Source organism: Agaricicola taiwanensis (assembly GCF_014635245.1).
Lineage (GTDB): Bacteria > Pseudomonadota > Alphaproteobacteria > Rhizobiales > Methylopilaceae > Agaricicola > Agaricicola taiwanensis.
The window spans coordinates 1,412,440-1,427,976 of record NZ_BMCP01000001.1 but is presented as its reverse complement, the minus strand read 5'-3'; the positions used below and the strand labels follow the sequence as shown (position 1 = coordinate 1,427,976).

At 62.1% G+C, this 15,537-nt stretch carries 16 protein-coding genes; 8 read left to right on the top strand and 8 right to left on the bottom strand.

Annotated features, from left to right (window positions below):
- Positions 1 to 190 precede the first annotated feature (190 nt).
- From dctP to IEV58_RS06890, 5 genes are all read left to right on the top strand, one after another.
- Positions 191 to 1,261, top strand: a complete 1,071-nt coding sequence (gene dctP / locus IEV58_RS06910) for a TRAP transporter substrate-binding protein DctP (protein ID WP_229729221.1) — start codon at positions 191 to 193, stop codon at positions 1,259 to 1,261.
- Positions 1,245 to 1,829, top strand: coding sequence for a TRAP transporter small permease (locus tag IEV58_RS06905; protein ID WP_188408919.1), 585 nt, complete (start codon positions 1,245 to 1,247; stop codon positions 1,827 to 1,829). The genes dctP and IEV58_RS06905 overlap by 17 nt, the downstream gene beginning before the upstream one ends.
- On the top strand, positions 1,817 to 3,091 hold the full coding sequence (locus IEV58_RS06900) for a TRAP transporter large permease (RefSeq protein WP_188408918.1): 1,275 nt from the start codon (positions 1,817 to 1,819) through the stop codon (positions 3,089 to 3,091). The genes IEV58_RS06905 and IEV58_RS06900 overlap by 13 nt, the downstream gene beginning before the upstream one ends.
- Positions 3,092 to 3,244: 153 nt before the next feature.
- Positions 3,245 to 4,171, top strand: a complete 927-nt coding sequence (locus IEV58_RS06895) for an ABC transporter ATP-binding protein (protein ID WP_188408917.1) — start codon at positions 3,245 to 3,247, stop codon at positions 4,169 to 4,171.
- On the top strand, positions 4,168 to 4,929 hold the full coding sequence (locus tag IEV58_RS06890; protein WP_188408916.1) for an ABC transporter permease: 762 nt from the start codon (positions 4,168 to 4,170) through the stop codon (positions 4,927 to 4,929). The genes IEV58_RS06895 and IEV58_RS06890 overlap by 4 nt, the downstream gene beginning before the upstream one ends.
- Before the next feature lie 4 nt (positions 4,930 to 4,933).
- Here the strand turns inward: IEV58_RS06890 and IEV58_RS06885 are convergent, their stop codons facing one another.
- Both IEV58_RS06885 and IEV58_RS06880 read right to left on the bottom strand, forming a co-directional pair.
- A complete protein-coding gene (locus tag IEV58_RS06885) occupies positions 4,934 to 6,598 on the bottom strand; it encodes an NAD+ synthase (RefSeq protein WP_188408915.1) in 1,665 nt (554 codons plus the stop codon).
- Between the two features lie 54 nt (positions 6,599 to 6,652).
- Entirely contained in the window at positions 6,653 to 7,012 is a 360-nt protein-coding gene (locus IEV58_RS06880; RefSeq protein WP_188408914.1) for a winged helix-turn-helix transcriptional regulator, read from the bottom strand.
- A gap of 142 nt (positions 7,013 to 7,154) precedes the next feature.
- On the opposite strand from IEV58_RS06880, the gene IEV58_RS06875 reads away from it, so the two are divergent.
- Positions 7,155 to 8,171, top strand: a complete 1,017-nt coding sequence (locus IEV58_RS06875) for a zinc-binding alcohol dehydrogenase family protein (protein WP_188408913.1) — start codon at positions 7,155 to 7,157, stop codon at positions 8,169 to 8,171.
- 84 nt (positions 8,172 to 8,255) lie between these two features.
- The gene (locus IEV58_RS06870) at positions 8,256 to 8,450 is read left to right on the top strand and encodes a hypothetical protein (protein WP_188408912.1); all 195 of its coding nucleotides are present in this window, start codon (positions 8,256 to 8,258) and stop codon (positions 8,448 to 8,450) included.
- Between the two features lie 50 nt (positions 8,451 to 8,500).
- Here the strand turns inward: IEV58_RS06870 and IEV58_RS06865 are convergent, their stop codons facing one another.
- From IEV58_RS06865 to IEV58_RS06840, 6 genes are all read right to left on the bottom strand, one after another.
- Positions 8,501 to 9,886: a class II 3-deoxy-7-phosphoheptulonate synthase gene (locus tag IEV58_RS06865; protein WP_188408911.1), complete on the bottom strand. Its 1,386-nt coding sequence runs from the start codon at positions 9,884 to 9,886 to the stop codon at positions 8,501 to 8,503.
- A 201-nt stretch (positions 9,887 to 10,087) separates the two neighbouring features.
- The gene (gorA, locus tag IEV58_RS06860; RefSeq protein ID WP_188408910.1) at positions 10,088 to 11,461 is read right to left on the bottom strand and encodes a glutathione-disulfide reductase; all 1,374 of its coding nucleotides are present in this window, start codon (positions 11,459 to 11,461) and stop codon (positions 10,088 to 10,090) included.
- A gap of 66 nt (positions 11,462 to 11,527) precedes the next feature.
- Positions 11,528 to 12,058, bottom strand: a complete 531-nt coding sequence (locus IEV58_RS06855; protein WP_188408909.1) for a DUF2059 domain-containing protein — start codon at positions 12,056 to 12,058, stop codon at positions 11,528 to 11,530.
- Positions 12,059 to 12,092: 34 nt separating this feature from the next.
- A complete protein-coding gene (rpiA, locus tag IEV58_RS06850) occupies positions 12,093 to 12,794 on the bottom strand; it encodes a ribose-5-phosphate isomerase RpiA (RefSeq protein WP_188408908.1) in 702 nt (233 codons plus the stop codon).
- Positions 12,791 to 14,239 carry an NAD-dependent succinate-semialdehyde dehydrogenase gene (locus tag IEV58_RS06845; protein ID WP_188408907.1) on the bottom strand — a complete coding sequence of 483 codons (1,449 nt, stop codon included), beginning with the start codon at positions 14,237 to 14,239 and terminating at the stop codon, positions 12,791 to 12,793. The genes rpiA and IEV58_RS06845 overlap by 4 nt, the downstream gene beginning before the upstream one ends.
- Before the next feature lie 79 nt (positions 14,240 to 14,318).
- Positions 14,319 to 14,699 carry a hypothetical protein gene (locus IEV58_RS06840; RefSeq protein ID WP_188408906.1) on the bottom strand — a complete coding sequence of 127 codons (381 nt, stop codon included), beginning with the start codon at positions 14,697 to 14,699 and terminating at the stop codon, positions 14,319 to 14,321.
- Between the two features lie 101 nt (positions 14,700 to 14,800).
- On the opposite strand from IEV58_RS06840, the gene IEV58_RS06835 reads away from it, so the two are divergent.
- A complete protein-coding gene (locus IEV58_RS06835) occupies positions 14,801 to 15,472 on the top strand; it encodes an HAD-IA family hydrolase (RefSeq protein WP_188408905.1) in 672 nt (223 codons plus the stop codon).
- Positions 15,473 to 15,537 lie beyond the last annotated feature (65 nt).

The following is a 15,537-nucleotide window of genomic DNA, read 5'->3' as shown; positions in this document are numbered from 1 at the left end:
GTAGCATATCTTTCCACGTCATCCGAACGATTTCATCACGGGCGTTTCAGGACGTTGCGGGCGGTGCCGAGACATCGAGTCAAGTTGTCTACAGTCTAACATTGACTTGAAGACAGGGGCACGCAATCCTCCCGCTCGATCAAAAGCCCGCCGCATCCGGCCGGGCAAAATCAAGGAAGGGAGAGAACGTATGCGATCAGCAACTTGCTTGCCTGCCGCACTTACCACCACAAAACGCAGGGGCATTCTCACGGGGTTCCTGGCCCTCGCCGCCGTGGGTGTTTCGGTGTTTTCGGCGAGTGATGCGCGGGCTGAGAAGTTCCGCATATCGCTCGAAACCAATCCCAACCACGTCAAGAACATCACCATCGACAAATACGTCGAAGCCGTGAAAAAGCGCATCGGCGACAAGCTGGAATTCGAGATCTATCCCAGCTCCCAGCTGTACAAGGACCGCGATATTCCGCGGGCGCTCCGCCAGGGCGCCGTCGAAATGGGCGTTCCGGGCACCTGGCAGCTCGACGGCACCGATCCCAACTTCGCCATCACCTCGCTGCCGACTTTCTACGGCATGCCCGAAGATCTGATCCTTGACGTGACGGACGGCCCGGTTGGCCAGGCCATCAACAAGAACGCCGAGGATACCATTGGCGTGAAGGTCCTTGGCCCGTGGATGAGCCTGGGCTTCAACCATTACTTCATGGTCGGCAGGAAGGCCGAGAAGATCGAGGACCTGAAAGGCCTCAAGTTCCGTATCCCGGGCGGCACCGCCAATGCGCGGCGGGTGGAGATCATGGGCGCAACGCCCAATGCGATCCCCTGGGCCGATGCTGCGCTGGCGCTGCAGACCAAGGTGGTCGATGGACTCGTCAGCACACATGAATCCATCAATGTCGCCAAGATGTGGGATTCCGGCATCAAATACGCCTTCGAGGACCGCCAGTGGTTCAGCCAATACGTGCCGATGGTCTCCAAGCGCTTCTGGGACAAGCAGGACGCGGACGTTCAGAAGGCGCTCGTGGAGGCTTGGGCAGAGGTCATTGGTCAGGCCCGCGAGGATGCCCGCGCGTCGCAGGTCAAAACCCGCAACGGCAACATCGAGAACGGCATCGAGGTCATCACGGCCTCGGATGACGACCTCAAAGCCTTCCGGCAGGAACTGCTCAAGCATGAGCAGGCCTTGATCGACACCATGAAGATCGATCCTGATCTCGTAAAGATGGCGCGCGAGGAGTTTGCCAAGCATGAATCAGGCAACTGAGCTCACCCATGACGCGGCGGCCGAAAGGCCGCCGCGATCAGGGGTCGGGCATGTGCTCGACCTGGTTGAAAAGGGCATCTCCGGCGTCCTTATCGGAGGCGCTCTCCTGCTGGTGACCGTCACGGTGCTGATGCGCCTGTTCGTGCCGGCCATGGCGCCGGCATTCTCCGAGGAGGTCACCGTTTACATGGTGGTCTGGGCGGTTCTGATCGCCTGCGGCGGCGTCACTCGCACCAGGTCGCATGTGCGTGCTGACCTTGTGGTCGGTTTCATGTCGCCGCCGTGGCAGCGGATCTGCGACATCGCCGCCAACCTGCTGGGCTTCGCCTTTGCGGCATTTCTCGTCTGGTACGGCTTCCAGGTGGCTCAGGAGGCCTATACCTACAACGATTTGTCGGCGAGCCATGTGCGGTTCCCGCTGTGGATCTACTATTCCGCCCTACCGGTGGCCGCCGTGCTGATGTGCGCCGCCCATCTAACCACGACCATCGGTCTGATCACCGGGCGGCTTGCACCGGCGAGCGCCGAAACCATTGATGAGGACGAGGTGAAACGATGGGAGGCCTAGGCATCGCAACTTTCGGCAGCCTGCTGGTCATCGGCGCGCCGATCTATCTCGTCCTCGGCGCCACAGCCGTGCTGCTGCTGTGGCTGACGGGCACACCGATGATCACGGTCGCCCAGAAGCTGGCGGACGAACTCAACTCGCAGACGCTGGTGGCGATCCCCTTCTTCGTCATCGCGGCCACTTTCATGGAGCGCGGTGGCATCGCCCGTGCCCTGATCGATGCCATCACCACCTGGGTCGGCTCGATCCGGGGCAGTCTCGGCCTGGTCTGCGTGCTGGCCTGCACCATGTTCGCGTCCATGAGCGGCTCGAGCGTGGCAACCGCACTCGCCATGGGTGCGATCCTGCTGCCGACCATGCTGCGCAACGGCTATGATCGATCTCTTTCCACCGGACTGATCGGTGCGGCGGGCACCGTGGGCATCCTGATCCCGCCGAGCCTTGCCATGGTGGTCTATGGGCTTTTGGCCGATGAATCGGTGCCACGCCTGTTCCTCGGAGGGGTCATTCCCGGCCTGCTGCAATCGGCGATGATCGGCGGCTGGGTGATCTATCAGGCGCGGAAGCGCGGATATCCCACCTTCAAGGTGCAGAACCGCGAAGAATTCTGGGCGATCAACCTGCGGGCGGTTCCGGCCTATCTGATCCCGCTGATCGTTCTCGGCGGCATCTATGGCGGCATCGCCACGGTGACGGAGGCGGCAGCCCTTTCGGCCATCGCCGCAGTGCTTGTCAGCGTCTTCATCTACCGGACGACCAAGGTCTCGGAGATCGTGCCGCTGCTGGCCGATGGAACCCGGCACGCCGCCGCGATCATGATCATCGTGGTCTGCGCCCTGGTGTTCGGCCATTGGGTCACAGAAAGCGGGCTTGCCCCCGCCCTGATCGAAGCAGCTCAGGAATGGGGTATGACGCGCTGGCAGTTCCTGATCGTGATCAGCCTGCTGCTGTTCGTGCTGGGAACATTTCTTGAGGTGTTCGCTGTCCTGCTGATCGCCATGCCGGTCATCATTCCTCTGTTGCCGGTGTTCAACGTCGATCCGATCCATTTCGGCATCATCGTAACCATCAACATGGAACTCGCGCTGCTGACGCCACCGGTAGGCATGAACCTCTTCGTGCTCTCCTCCATCAGCAAGGCGCCGCTGCTGGAGGTGATCCGCGGCACGACGCCGTTCACGATCCTCATCGCCATCCTGATGGTGCTGGTGATCGTCTTCCCGGAACTGTCGCTCTGGCTGCCACGGCTCGTCTACGGTTAGCCGACAGCAAAAGTGCAAATCGGCGCCCGGACATCGTCCGGGCGCTTTTTTCTTTTGAGTACCGAAAGAGGATTTTTCGTCGCCCCGGGGATGCGCCTGGGCGATAAACCTCCTATCTAGCGGAGACCTTCACCCCTCCCTCGGCGTCATCCCATGCAACCGGCCATTTCGATCCGCGACCTGTCGAAGACCTATGAGTCCGGCTTCCAAGCCCTAAAAAACGTCAATCTGGATATCGGGCATGGCGAGATTTTCGCCTTGCTCGGCCCGAACGGGGCCGGAAAGACGACGCTCATCAGCATCATCTGCGGCATCGTCAAGGCATCGACCGGCACGGTTACAGCCGACGGTCACGACATCATCACCGACTACCGCGCCGCCCGGTCCAAGATTGGTCTCGTCCCGCAGGAACTCACCACGGACGCGTTCGAAACCGTCTGGGCAACCGTCAGCTTCAGCCGTGGGCTCTTCGGTCATTCCGCCAACCCCGCTCATATCGAGCAGGTCCTGCGTGATCTCTCGCTGTGGGAGAAGCGCGATGCGAAGATCATGACTCTGTCCGGCGGCATGAAGCGGCGCGTCATGATCGCCAAGGCGCTGTCGCACGAACCACGCATCCTGTTCCTTGATGAACCGACCGCCGGTGTCGATGTCGAATTGCGGCGCGACATGTGGGAGCTGGTGCGCCGGCTGCGCGAAGGCGGCGTCACCGTCATTCTCACCACGCATTACATCGAAGAAGCCGAAGAGATGGCGGATCGGGTCGGCGTCATTCGCAAGGGCGAGATCATCCTTGTGGAGGAAAAGCGTGAGTTGATGCGCAAGCTCGGCCAGAAGCAGCTCACGCTCCAACTCCAGAACCCGATCACCGTCGTTCCGACAGAGCTTGCCGAATATCGCCTGACCCTGTCGGAGGATGGCGAGGAGATCACCTATACCTATGACACGCAGAGCGAGCGCACCGGCATAACCTCCCTCCTCCAGGGACTGAGCGAACGCGGGATCCGTTTCAAGGACCTTCAGACACGGCAGAGCTCGCTGGAAGACATCTTCGTCAGCCTCGTGAGGGAGCAGGCATGAACCTCCACGCCATCCGCGCGATCTATGTATTCGAAATGGCCCGCGCCTTTCGCACCCTGACGCAGAGCATCATCTCGCCCGTCATCACTACATCGCTTTATTTCGTCGTTTTCGGCTCGGCGATCGGTTCGCGCATCACCCAGATCGACGGCATCAGCTACGGCGCCTTCATCGTGCCCGGGCTCATCATGCTCTCGCTGCTGACCCAGAGCATCGCCAATGCATCCTTCGGCATCTACTTTCCGAAGTTCACCGGCACGATTTATGAGGTCCTGTCGGCGCCGGTTTCCTACATCGAGATCACGATCAGCTATGTCGGGGCTGCTGCCACCAAATCGATCATGCTGGGGCTCATCATCCTGGCGACAGCCGCCCTGTTCGTGGACCTTCAGATCCAGCATCCCTTCTGGATGCTCTTTTTCCTGGTGCTGACCGCCGTCACCTTCAGCCTGTTCGGCTTCATCATCGGCATCTGGGCTGATGGGTTCGAGAAATTGCAGCTGATCCCGCTGCTGGTGATCACGCCCCTCACCTTCCTCGGCGGCAGCTTCTATTCCATCACCATGCTGCCGCCGCTGTGGCAGACCATCTCGCTCCTCAACCCCGTCGTCTATCTCATCAGCGGGTTTCGCTGGGCCTTCTACGGCACAGCCGACGTCAGCATCGGCATCAGCCTGACGATGACGCTTGTCTTCCTCGGCCTGTGCATCGCGGCCGTCGCCTGGATCTTCAAGACGGGCTATCGGCTGAAGAATTGATGTATCACCGGTCGCGGAAGCCGTTGGTGATGGGGTAACGGCGATCGCGGCCGAAGTTCTTGCGTGTCACCTTCACACCGGGAGCCGACTGGCGGCGCTTGTATTCGGCGATGTAGAGCAGGCGCTCGACCTTTCGCACCACCTCCTCGTCATAACCGTCGGCCACGATGTCGCGTACCCGCATCTCGCGCTCGACCAGGCGTTCGAGAATGGCATCGAGGATCTCATAGGGCGGCAGGCTGTCCTGATCCGTCTGATCCTCGCGCAGTTCCGCCGAGGGCGGCTTGGTGATGACGCCATCAGGCATAACGGCGCCATCGGGGCCTTGGGCCCCTTCAGGCTTCCATCGGTTGCGCAGGGCCGACAGGCGGAAAACCTCCGTCTTGTAGAGGTCCTTGATGGGATTGAAGCCGCCGTTCATGTCGCCGTAGAGCGTGGCATAGCCGACCGACATCTCCGACTTGTTTCCGGTGGTCACCAGCATCGGCCCGAACTTGTTGGACACCGACATCAGGATCGTCCCGCGTGTTCGCGACTGAAGGTTCTCCTCCGTGGTGTCGCGCGGCAGATTGGCAAAAAGAGGCTGGAGGCTCTCCTCCAGCCCCTCGACAGCGCTGGCGATAGGCAGAACGTCGTAGCGCAGCCCAAGCAGATCGGCGATGGCCTTGGCGTCCGCCAGGCTCTCCCCGGATGTGTACCGGTAAGGCAGCATGATGGCATGCACCCGCTCCGGGCCGATGGCATCCACCGCCATGGCGGCGACGAGCGCGGAATCGATCCCGCCGGACAGTCCCAGCACCACTCCCGGGAAACGGTTCTTGTTGACGTAGTCCTTGAGGCCGAGCATGCAGGCGCTGTAGTCGGCCTCATCGGTCTCGGCAAGCTGATGCTGGGGACCACTGACACAGGCCCAGCCGTCGTCGTTCCGCCGCCATTCGGTCACCGCAACCGCTTCCGTGAACTGCGGCATCTGGGCGGCCAATTTTCGGTCGGCATTGAGGACGAAGGAGCCGCCATCGAAAACCAGTTCATCCTGGCCGCAGATCTGGTTGACGTAGACCAGCGGCAGCCCGCTCTCCACCACCCGGGCAACCGTGATGTTCAGCCGCTGCTCCACCTTGCCGCGATTGTAGGGTGAGCCATTGGGCACGATCAGAAGTTCGGCACCCGTCTCAGCGAGACACTCGATGACATCGGGGCTCCAGATGTCCTCGCAGACGGGAATGCCGAAGCGAACGCCGCGCAAGGAAATCGGGCCAGGCAGTGGGCCGGGATCAAATACGCGCTTCTCGTCGAAAACATCGTAGTTCGGCAGGTCGGCCTTGAACGTGCGTGCGACGACCTCGCCGGCATCCATCACGACCGCGGCGTTGTAGACGTTGTCTCCTTCGCGCACCGGCGCCCCGATGATGACGGCGGGACCGCCGTCCCCCGTAGCGGTGGCGAGTTGAACAATCGCGTCCTCGCAAGCATCAAGAAAGGCGGGCTTGCGCACCAGATCCTCCGGCGGATAGCCGGCGAGGAACAATTCGGAGAAGACGACAAGATCAGCTTGCTGCCTTGCCGCCTCATCGCGGGCTTTCCGCGCCTTGTCGAGGTTGCCGGCGACGTCGCCGACGGTTGGATTCAATTGTGCGAGGGCGATGCGAAGCGTGTGGGGTGATGTCATGTCGGGGATGTAGTTCGAAGCGGCGTCGAAGCCAGATGGACGAAGGAAAACGAATTATTCGGCAGCTATGCCTGCCGGAACCTCCTCCAGCCTTCGGCGATAAAGCTCGCCCCAATCACGCATGGCCCGGACAATCGCCTCCAGCGAACGCCCGAGATCCGTCAGATCATACTCCACCCGTGGCGGCACCACAGGATAGACGGTTCTTCGGACGAGGCCCGCCGATTCCAGCTCGCGCAATTGCCGGGTCAGCATCCGCTGTGTCACGCTCGGGATCTGGCGCATGAGTTCGTTGAAGCGCATCGTGCCGTCGAGGAGATGATAGAGGATCACCCCCTTCCATTTGCCGCCCATGACGGCGAGCGTCTGTTCGACCGGGCAGCCCGGAGCACAGCCGTAAGGCACGTTTTTCATCACGCTCTGACCTCACTTACAGGCACAGTTTGTATCCTGGCGGACGATTCTGTGCGTTCTTGAAACCGGCTGCCGACATCTGATCTTGTGACGATCGATCCGACGCCGCCGCAGCATCGACACGCATCATAGGGATTGAATCATGAAAGCCATAGCCTCGACATCGAACCAGCCGATCTCCCACGCCGAGGCACTGAGCGATGTCACCCTGCCCGCTCCCGCCGCCCCTGAGGGCCATGATCTTCTCGTCCGAGTCCAGGCCGTCTCCGTCAATCCGGTCGACACCAAAGTGCGCAAGCGCGCGCCGGGAACGCCTGAGGCGCCCAAGGTGCTGGGGTACGATGCTGCCGGCGTCGTGGAGGCCGTCGGGCCGGAGGTCACCCTCTTCTCGCCGGGCGACGAGGTGTTTTATGCCGGCGATATCTCGCGCCCCGGCACCAACAGCGAGCTTCACCTCGTCGATGAGCGTATCGTCGGCATCAAGCCGAAGACCCTGGACTTCGCGGAAGCGGCGGCCTTGCCACTCGTCTCAATCACAGCCTGGGAGATGCTGTTCGACCGCTTCCGCATCACTCCGGGCGGCGGGTCCGGCGAGAGCATCCTCATCATGGCCGGTGCCGGCGGCGTCGGTTCCATCGCCACCCAGCTTGCGCGCCGTCTGACACGCCTGACCGTCATCACGACGGCGTCACGCCCCGAGACCGCCGCCTTTGCCAGGAAGATGGGCGCCCATCATGTCATCGACCACAGCAAACCGATGGCCGAGCAGATCAAGTCACTGGGTGTTACCGCCCCACGTTACATCTTCAGCATCACGGGAACGGCGGTCCATTTCGACGCCTATATCGACATCATCGCGCCCCAGGGCCTGATCGGCGTGATCGACGATCCGGAAGACGTCATCGATGTGCGCAAGCTCAAGAGCAAAGCCGCCGGCTTCCTGTGGGAGCTGATGTTCACGCGTCCCGTACAGAAGACCGCCGACATGATCGAGCAGCATCGTCTTTTGATGGAAGTATCGTCTCTGGTGGATGCTGGCCTTCTGGTGACGACACTGACCGAACGGGTGAAGGGGATCAACGCGGCCAACCTGCGGGCGGTCCACCAGAAAATTGAAAGCGGCAGTTCGATCGGCAAGACCGTCCTCGAGGGTTTCTAAGGAACCATCGGTGGCAGGCCTCTGTTTTCCTGACAAGAGATTGCCGCGTGAAAATGCGGCATCCAGAACAAAGGGAGCGATGCCATGTCACCGGAACTTCTGTGGGGGTTGGGCACTGTGGTGCTGTTCGCGGCGCTGATCTGGGGTGTTGTCCAGTACAGCACGCGAAACCGCGCCAACGATCGGATTACCGAGAAGGCGACCCATGAAATGTACGAGCATCCGGAATCCTATCCGGAGAGGCGCGAATCTCTGAAGAAGGAAGTCCGGCCCTCCTAAGCAGACCAGAAGCAGAAACGCCCGGCCAGGCCGGGCGTTTTTGTCGTTCCTTACTCGGCCGCAACAACCCGCGGTCGTTCGCGCGTCAGCCGTTCCTTCTTCAACTCTTCCGCCACCATGAAGGCGAGCTCGATCGCCTGTTCCGCGTTGAGGCGCGGATCGCAATAGGTGTGGTAGCGATCGGACAGATCCATATCGGTGATGGCACGAGCACCGCCGGTGCATTCGGTGACATTCTTGCCGGTCATTTCCACATGGATGCCGCCGGCATGGGTGCCCTCCGCGCGATGCACGGCGAAGAAGGCCTGAACCTCCTGCAAGATGCGCTCGAACGGTCGGGTCTTGTAGCCGCTGGTCGCCTTGATGGTGTTGCCATGCATCGGATCGCACGACCAGACCACATTGCGACCTTCAGCCTTCAGGCCCCGCACCATGGCCGGCAGATGATCGGCCACCTTGTCGGAACCGAAGCGCGCGATCAGTGTGATCCGGCCCGGCTCGTTGTCGGGATCAAGAAGATCAAGGAGGCGCTTTAGCTCGTCAATGGCGAGCGAGGGGCCGCACTTGATACCGATTGGGTTCTTCACGCCGCGGCAGAACTCGACATGCGCGTGGTCCGGCTGCCGCGTGCGGTCTCCGATCCACAGCATGTGTCCTGATGTGGCGTACCAGTCGCCCGAGGTGGAATCGACGCGGGTCATGGCCTCTTCCACATTGAGAAGAAGAGCCTCATGGCTGGTGTAGATCTCGGTGGTGCGCAGTTCCGGATGACCTTCCGGATCAACGCCGCAGGCCCGCATGAAGTCGAGCGTCTCGGTGATGCGGTCCGCCAGCTCCCGGTACTTGCTGGACTGGGGGCTTTCCTTGACGAAGCCCAGCATCCAGGAATGCACATGGTCGAGATTGGCGTAACCACCAGTGGCGAAGGCCCGCAGCAGGTTCAGCGTCGCCGCGGACTGCCGGTATGCACGCAGCAGACGCTGCGGATCCGGAAGGCGTGCCTCCGCCGTGAAGCCGATGTCATTGATGATGTCGCCGCGGTAACTCGGCAGCGTCACGCCATCGACGGTCTCGGTGTCCGCCGAACGCGGCTTGGCGAACTGGCCCGCGACGCGGCCCACCTTCACCACAGGTGACGAGGCTGCGAAGGTCAGCACCACGGCCATCTGCAGGAACACGCGGAAGAAATCGCGGATGTTGTCAGCGCCATGTTCGGCGAAGCTCTCGGCGCAATCGCCCCCCTGCAGCAAGAAGGCCTCGCCGGCGGCGACCTTGCCCAGCGCGCGCTTCAGCTTGCGGGCCTCACCTGCAAAAACGAGCGGCGGAAATGTCGCGAGTTGCTCCTCCACAGCCTTCAGGACTGCGGGATCGGGATAGGAAGGCACCTGGACGATCGGCTTCGACCTCCAGCTGTCCGGGCTCCACAACTGCGCCATTGTATATTCCTTCCACGCGTTCACGTTTGCATCGCGCGCCTTATAAACCCGCTGATGCACCGGGCCAAGCGTCAGCTTGACAGTGTGCTAAAATGAACCGGGCTCGATTCTCCGGCTTGCAGATCACGCGTATGTAGGTAGGAGCCCGCGAAACTCCCACAGATGGCTGGCAGCCATGCAGGAACGTCAGCCCTGTAGCGATTAAACGCTGCCCGGATTGGGGACGTGCATTTTTTCCCGGAGAGTGACGAGCTCTTCCGCCGCTGTCGGATGAACCGCCATGGTGCGGTCGAAGTCCGCCTTGGTCGCCCTCATCGTGACGGCGATCGCCACCGTTTGGATCATCTCGCCCGCATCCTCGCCGAGGATATGGACGCCCAGCACGCGATCCGTCTTCTTGTCGACGACGAGCTTCATGATGGTCCGCTCATCGCGCCCGCTGAGAACATGCTTCATGGGACGGAACAGCGTGCGGTAAACGTCGATGTCGATTTCCCTGGCGCGGGCCGCAGCCTCCGTCATACCGACGGTTCCAAGCTCCGGCGTGCTGAAAACGGCTGTTGCGATCAGGTCATGATCAACGGTCCAGGCCATCTCCCCGAACAGGCTGTCGGCCACGGCATGGCCTTCGCGAATGGCGACAGGCGTGAGATTGGCACGGTCGGTCACATCACCGACGGCATAGATGGAGGGGACGCTCGAGCGCGAGGCCGCGTCGACCTCGATGGCCCCTTTGGCGTTCATCTTCACGCCCAATTTTTCCAAGCCCAGCTGCGATGTATTCGGCCGCCGGCCGGTTGCCATCAGAACAAGGTCCGTCTCGACCTGATCACCTGTTGCGAAGGTCGTGAGGAAAGATTGGCCTGATTTCTGAATCTCTTCGACCGTGTCGTTCATCTTTAGATTCACGCCAGCGGCCTGCAGGGTGGCCATGACACCGATGCGCAGATCTTCGTCAAAGCCGGCGAGCAGCATGGGGCCGCGGTGCACCAGCGTGACCTTGACCCCCAGGCGCTGCAGCAGCGCCGCGAACTCCACCGCGATGTAGCCGCCGCCGATGATGGTCATGCGCGCCGGCAGGGCCTCCATCTCGAAGATGTCATCGGAACTGATGGCGAACTCCCCTCCGGGGATGTCCAGCATGTGCGGTCGCCCGCCGGTGGCGATGAGGATATGCCTGGCCTTGATCACCGTCCCATCGGCGAGGCGAACCGCGTTGGCATCCTCTAGGACCGCCCTCGTCTTATGCACCTCGACGTCGGCACGGTGCATGTTGCGCTCATAGACCTCGGTCAGGCGCTGGATCTCCGTATCCTTGGCCTGCTTCAACACCTTCCAATCGAACGCGATGTCGCCAACGCTCCAGCCAAAGCCCCTGGCATCTTCGAAGGCGTCGTGAAAGCGGCTGGCGTAGACGAACAGCTTTTTCGGCACGCAGCCCCGCACCACGCAGGTGCCTCCGAAGCGATATTCCTCAGCGATGGCGACGGAGGCACCGTGTTGCGCGGCGATCCGCGCGGCACGTACTCCGCCTGATCCTCCGCCGATGACGAAGAAATCGACTTCCGTTTTCATCTTGATCTTCCGGGACAGCAGGTGCGGATGGAAGGCCGCACCATAGCGCGACCGTCTGGGTTCAGGTCAGATATTGTGCCCGCGCTTTTCCATCTCCTCACGCAGCCGGATCATGACCTCAGAGGATACAGCCTGACCCCAGTTGCGCGCCTTGACGTAGCTCTGCTCCAGCACCTTCGGCGTCGTCTCGGTGAGCTTGCGGCCAATGGCGGATTGATAGAAGGCGGCGATCTGCTTCAGCTCATCCTCGGAGAAGGATTCGGCATAGGTGCGGGCGATGTCGTTGAGAAGATCATCACGGCGCTTTTCGAATTCCTGCTCCAGCTGCGGCACGACCGCGGCAAGATCGCTCTGAAGCGCCGGCTGCGTGCGCAGGATCAGCGCCTGCGCGTCAGCCAGGATCTGCGGAACGATATTGTCGAAGCTATTACCGGCTCCGGTGAAATCGATGACCGCCCGCGCAAGCGCCAGATGTTCGGGTGAGATCTCGGCCTGAGCCTGGGTCGTGGTCGGCGCCTGCGCGAATGCGGCCGATGCCGGAAGCACGAGGGCCGCCGCCAGCGCAATGGCCGACAGGGAAGACGTAAGGGACTTCATAGGGATCATTCCTCCGGTAAACGAACATCCCGCTTCAGGCGGGCGACGCCAGGCGCTCAACTCCGGTTGGACCGGCGATCAGTGCCTCGCTGGCAAGACCAATGAAAAGACCGTGTTCGACAACGCCGGGAACGGCGGCCAGATTGTCGGCAAGGGCGCGCGCATCGGGTATCCGTTCCAGTGCGGCGTCAAGGATCACATGGCCGGAATCCGTGACCAAAGGATGGCCGTCAGCGGCAAGCCTCAAGCGCGTCGGCCCGGTGCAACCGGCAGCCTCGATGGCTTTGGCGACAGCGATCTTCGTCGCGCCGAGACCGAACTGGATCACCTCGATGGGCAAGGGAAAGCGGCCCAGCGTCTCGACCTTCTTCGAAGCGTCGGCGATCACGATCATCCGGGCGCTGGCGGCGGCGACGATCTTCTCGCGCAGAAGGGCGGCTCCGCCGCCCTTGATGAGATTGAGATGAGCGTCCAGTTCATCGGCGCCGTCGACCGTCAGATCGAGTTCCGGCGTCTCGTCCAGGGTCGTGAGCGGAATGTTCAGGCTCTGCGCCTGGGCGCGTGTCGCCTCGGAGGTGGGAACGCAGATGACCTGAAGGCCGTCGCGCACCAGCTCCCCGAGGAGATCCACGAAATGCTTTGCCGTCGATCCGGTCCCGAGACCGAGGCGCATTCCCGGCCGTACAGCTTCAATCGCAACGGCCGCGACGGCCCGCTTTGCTTCGTCCTGCGTCACGTGCCGAGACCTCCGACCAGCATGTATTTGATGTTGGTGAATTCATCGATGCCGTGGTGCGAGCCCTCGCGCCCCATACCGGACTCCTTGATGCCCCCGAAGGGCGCAAGCTCGGTTGAAATCAGGCCGGAGTTGATGCCGACGATGCCGTATTCCAGCGCTTCGCCAACCCGGAAGATGCGGCCGACGTCGCGGGAATAGAAATAGGCTGCAAGGCCGAATTCCGTGTCGTTGGCGTAGCGCACCACCTCGTCCTCGGTACGGAAACGGAAGATCGCGGCCACGGGCCCGAAGGTCTCTTCATGGGCAATGGCCATGTCCTGAGTGACGTTGGCGAGGACCGTGGGCTGGAAAAAGGTGCCGCCGAGCGAATGCCGCTTGCCGCCCACCATGACGCGGGCGCCCTTCTCCGTGGCATCGGCGATATGCTGCTCGACCTTGTCCACTGCCTTGGGTGTGATCAGCGGGCCCTGCTGCACATTGGCTTCCGCACCATTTCCGACCTTCAGGCCCTCGGCGGCCTTGGCGAATTTTTCGATGAAGCTGTCGTAGATGCCATCCTGGACATAGATGCGATTGGCGCAGACACAGGTCTGGCCCATGTTGCGGAACTTGCAGATGATAGCGCCGGCAACGGCCTCGTCCAGATCGGCATCATCGAAGACGATGAAGGGGGCGTTGCCCCCGAGTTCCAGCGCGACCTTCTTCACGCCTTCGGCCGCCTGCTTCATCAGGAGCTTGCCAACGGGGGTCGAGCCGGTGAAGGCCACCACCCGCACCGCCGGGTGCGAGGTGAAGACCTCGCCGATGGCCTTGGCATCGCCGGTGACGATGTTGAACACGCCCGCGGGAACGCCGGCCTTTTCAGCCAGCACGCCGAGTGCCAGCGCCGTCAGCGGCGTTTCTCCGGCAGGTTTCACCACCACCGTGCAACCGGCCGCCAGCGCCGGCGCACATTTGCGCGTGATCATGGCCATGGGGAAGTTCCAAGGCGTGATCGCCGCCACCACACCGGCCGGCTGCCGCAGCACCAGAATACGGGCGTCGTCGCGGTGGCTCGGCAAGGTCTCGCCGTTGATGCGCTTGGCTTCCTCTCCGTAGAACTCGACGAAAGAGGCGGCGTAATCCGCCTCGCCACGGGCCTCAGCCAGCGGTTTGCCCTGCTCGCTCGTCATCAGGAGGGCTAGATCCTCCCGATGCTGTACCATCAACTCATACCAGCGCCGCATCACCGCGGCGCGTTCCTTTGCCGTTTTCGCCGCCCAGGACGTGAAGGCCGCCTCCGCCTTGCCGATGGCAAGCGCCGCCTCCTCACTGCCGAAGCGCGGCACGCGGGCCAGAACCTCACCGGTTGCGGGGTTGGTGACTTCGTCCGCAGGCTCGCCCAGCCATTCGCCACCGACGTAGCACTGCTCCTTCAGCAGGGACTGGTCGCTGAGTTTCATGACGGCGGCTCCTTACATTGGCGTTTCGGCGGGACCCGCGTGTAGCACGCCCGCTCGCAAACTCGCTAGCCTGCCGGCCTTATCGCGAGGACGGCGTGCAAACGACGGTATCGGGCGGCAGGACATAGCAGACGCTCATCTCGCCCGTGCGACGGTTGACGCGAAAGATGCCGCCTTCACGCTCATGGCTGGAGGCGACCAGATCGTAGTCGCCGGGCTCGCTCTGGGGACCGGCGCCCTCCCCCGTGGCGTAGCAGAGCGTCACGCCCACGCTGTTGTCCTTCAAGGCATATTGGCAGGCTCCTACTTCGCCGGTCAGCCGGTTGACGCGGTAGACGCGGTTGATGTCGGTCTGCGGTGCGGCCTTGAAAATATATTCATCGGCCGCGGCGGATCCAGCCGTCGCCATGGTGACGAGAGCCAGGGCGACCGCCGAGAGGCATCTTTGGGATTTCGTCATGGCAAGGCTCCCTTCCCCGAATCGACAGCATCATACGCGGCGGCTATGGTCCGCGCCGAATTCAGACCCCGCTTTCTTGTCACACCTTCGTTAGAGCCATTATGCGCGACGTCACACTGGTTTTCGATCTCGACGGCACGCTTGTGGATACGGCTCCCGATCTCATCGGGGCGCTCAACAAGGTGCTGGCCATGGAAGGGCTGGCCCCGGTTTCGCTGGGCGATGCCAAGCATCTCGTCGGCGCCGGTGTGCGCGCCCTCGTCGAGCGGGGACTGCGGGAACATGGACACTGTGTTCCTCCCGAGCGTTTCGATGAGCTGATGGCGGCCTTTCTGGACCATTATGTCGCCAACATCGCCTTCGAGAGCCGCCCCTTTCCCGATATGGTGCCGGTGCTGGAGTCACTCGCCCTCGAAGGCGCGCGGCTTGCGGTCTGCACCAACAAGCTGGAACGACTGGCCAGGATGGTGCTCGACCAGTTGGAGCTCTCACCACATTTTGCGGCCATCGGCGGCGGCGACACCTTCGGCGCGTCCAAACCCGACCCGCGCCACCTTCTCGGCACGATCGAACGTGCCGGCGGAGATGCCAAACGCGCCGTGATGATCGGAGACAGCCTCACCGACCTTCGAGCCGGGCGCGAGGCGGCGATCCCGGTCGTGCTGGTCGATTTCGGCTATACTGACGTTCCTGCGGCAGAACTTGGGGCAGATGCTGTCATCGGCAGTTATCGTGAGCTTCGGCCCGCACTCAAGCAACTTGGCTTCGGCTAACCCTTCACCCGCCGTTAAATACAACCTGCAATCGTCACTTCGGACAAGATGAAGCTCAAGCTTCA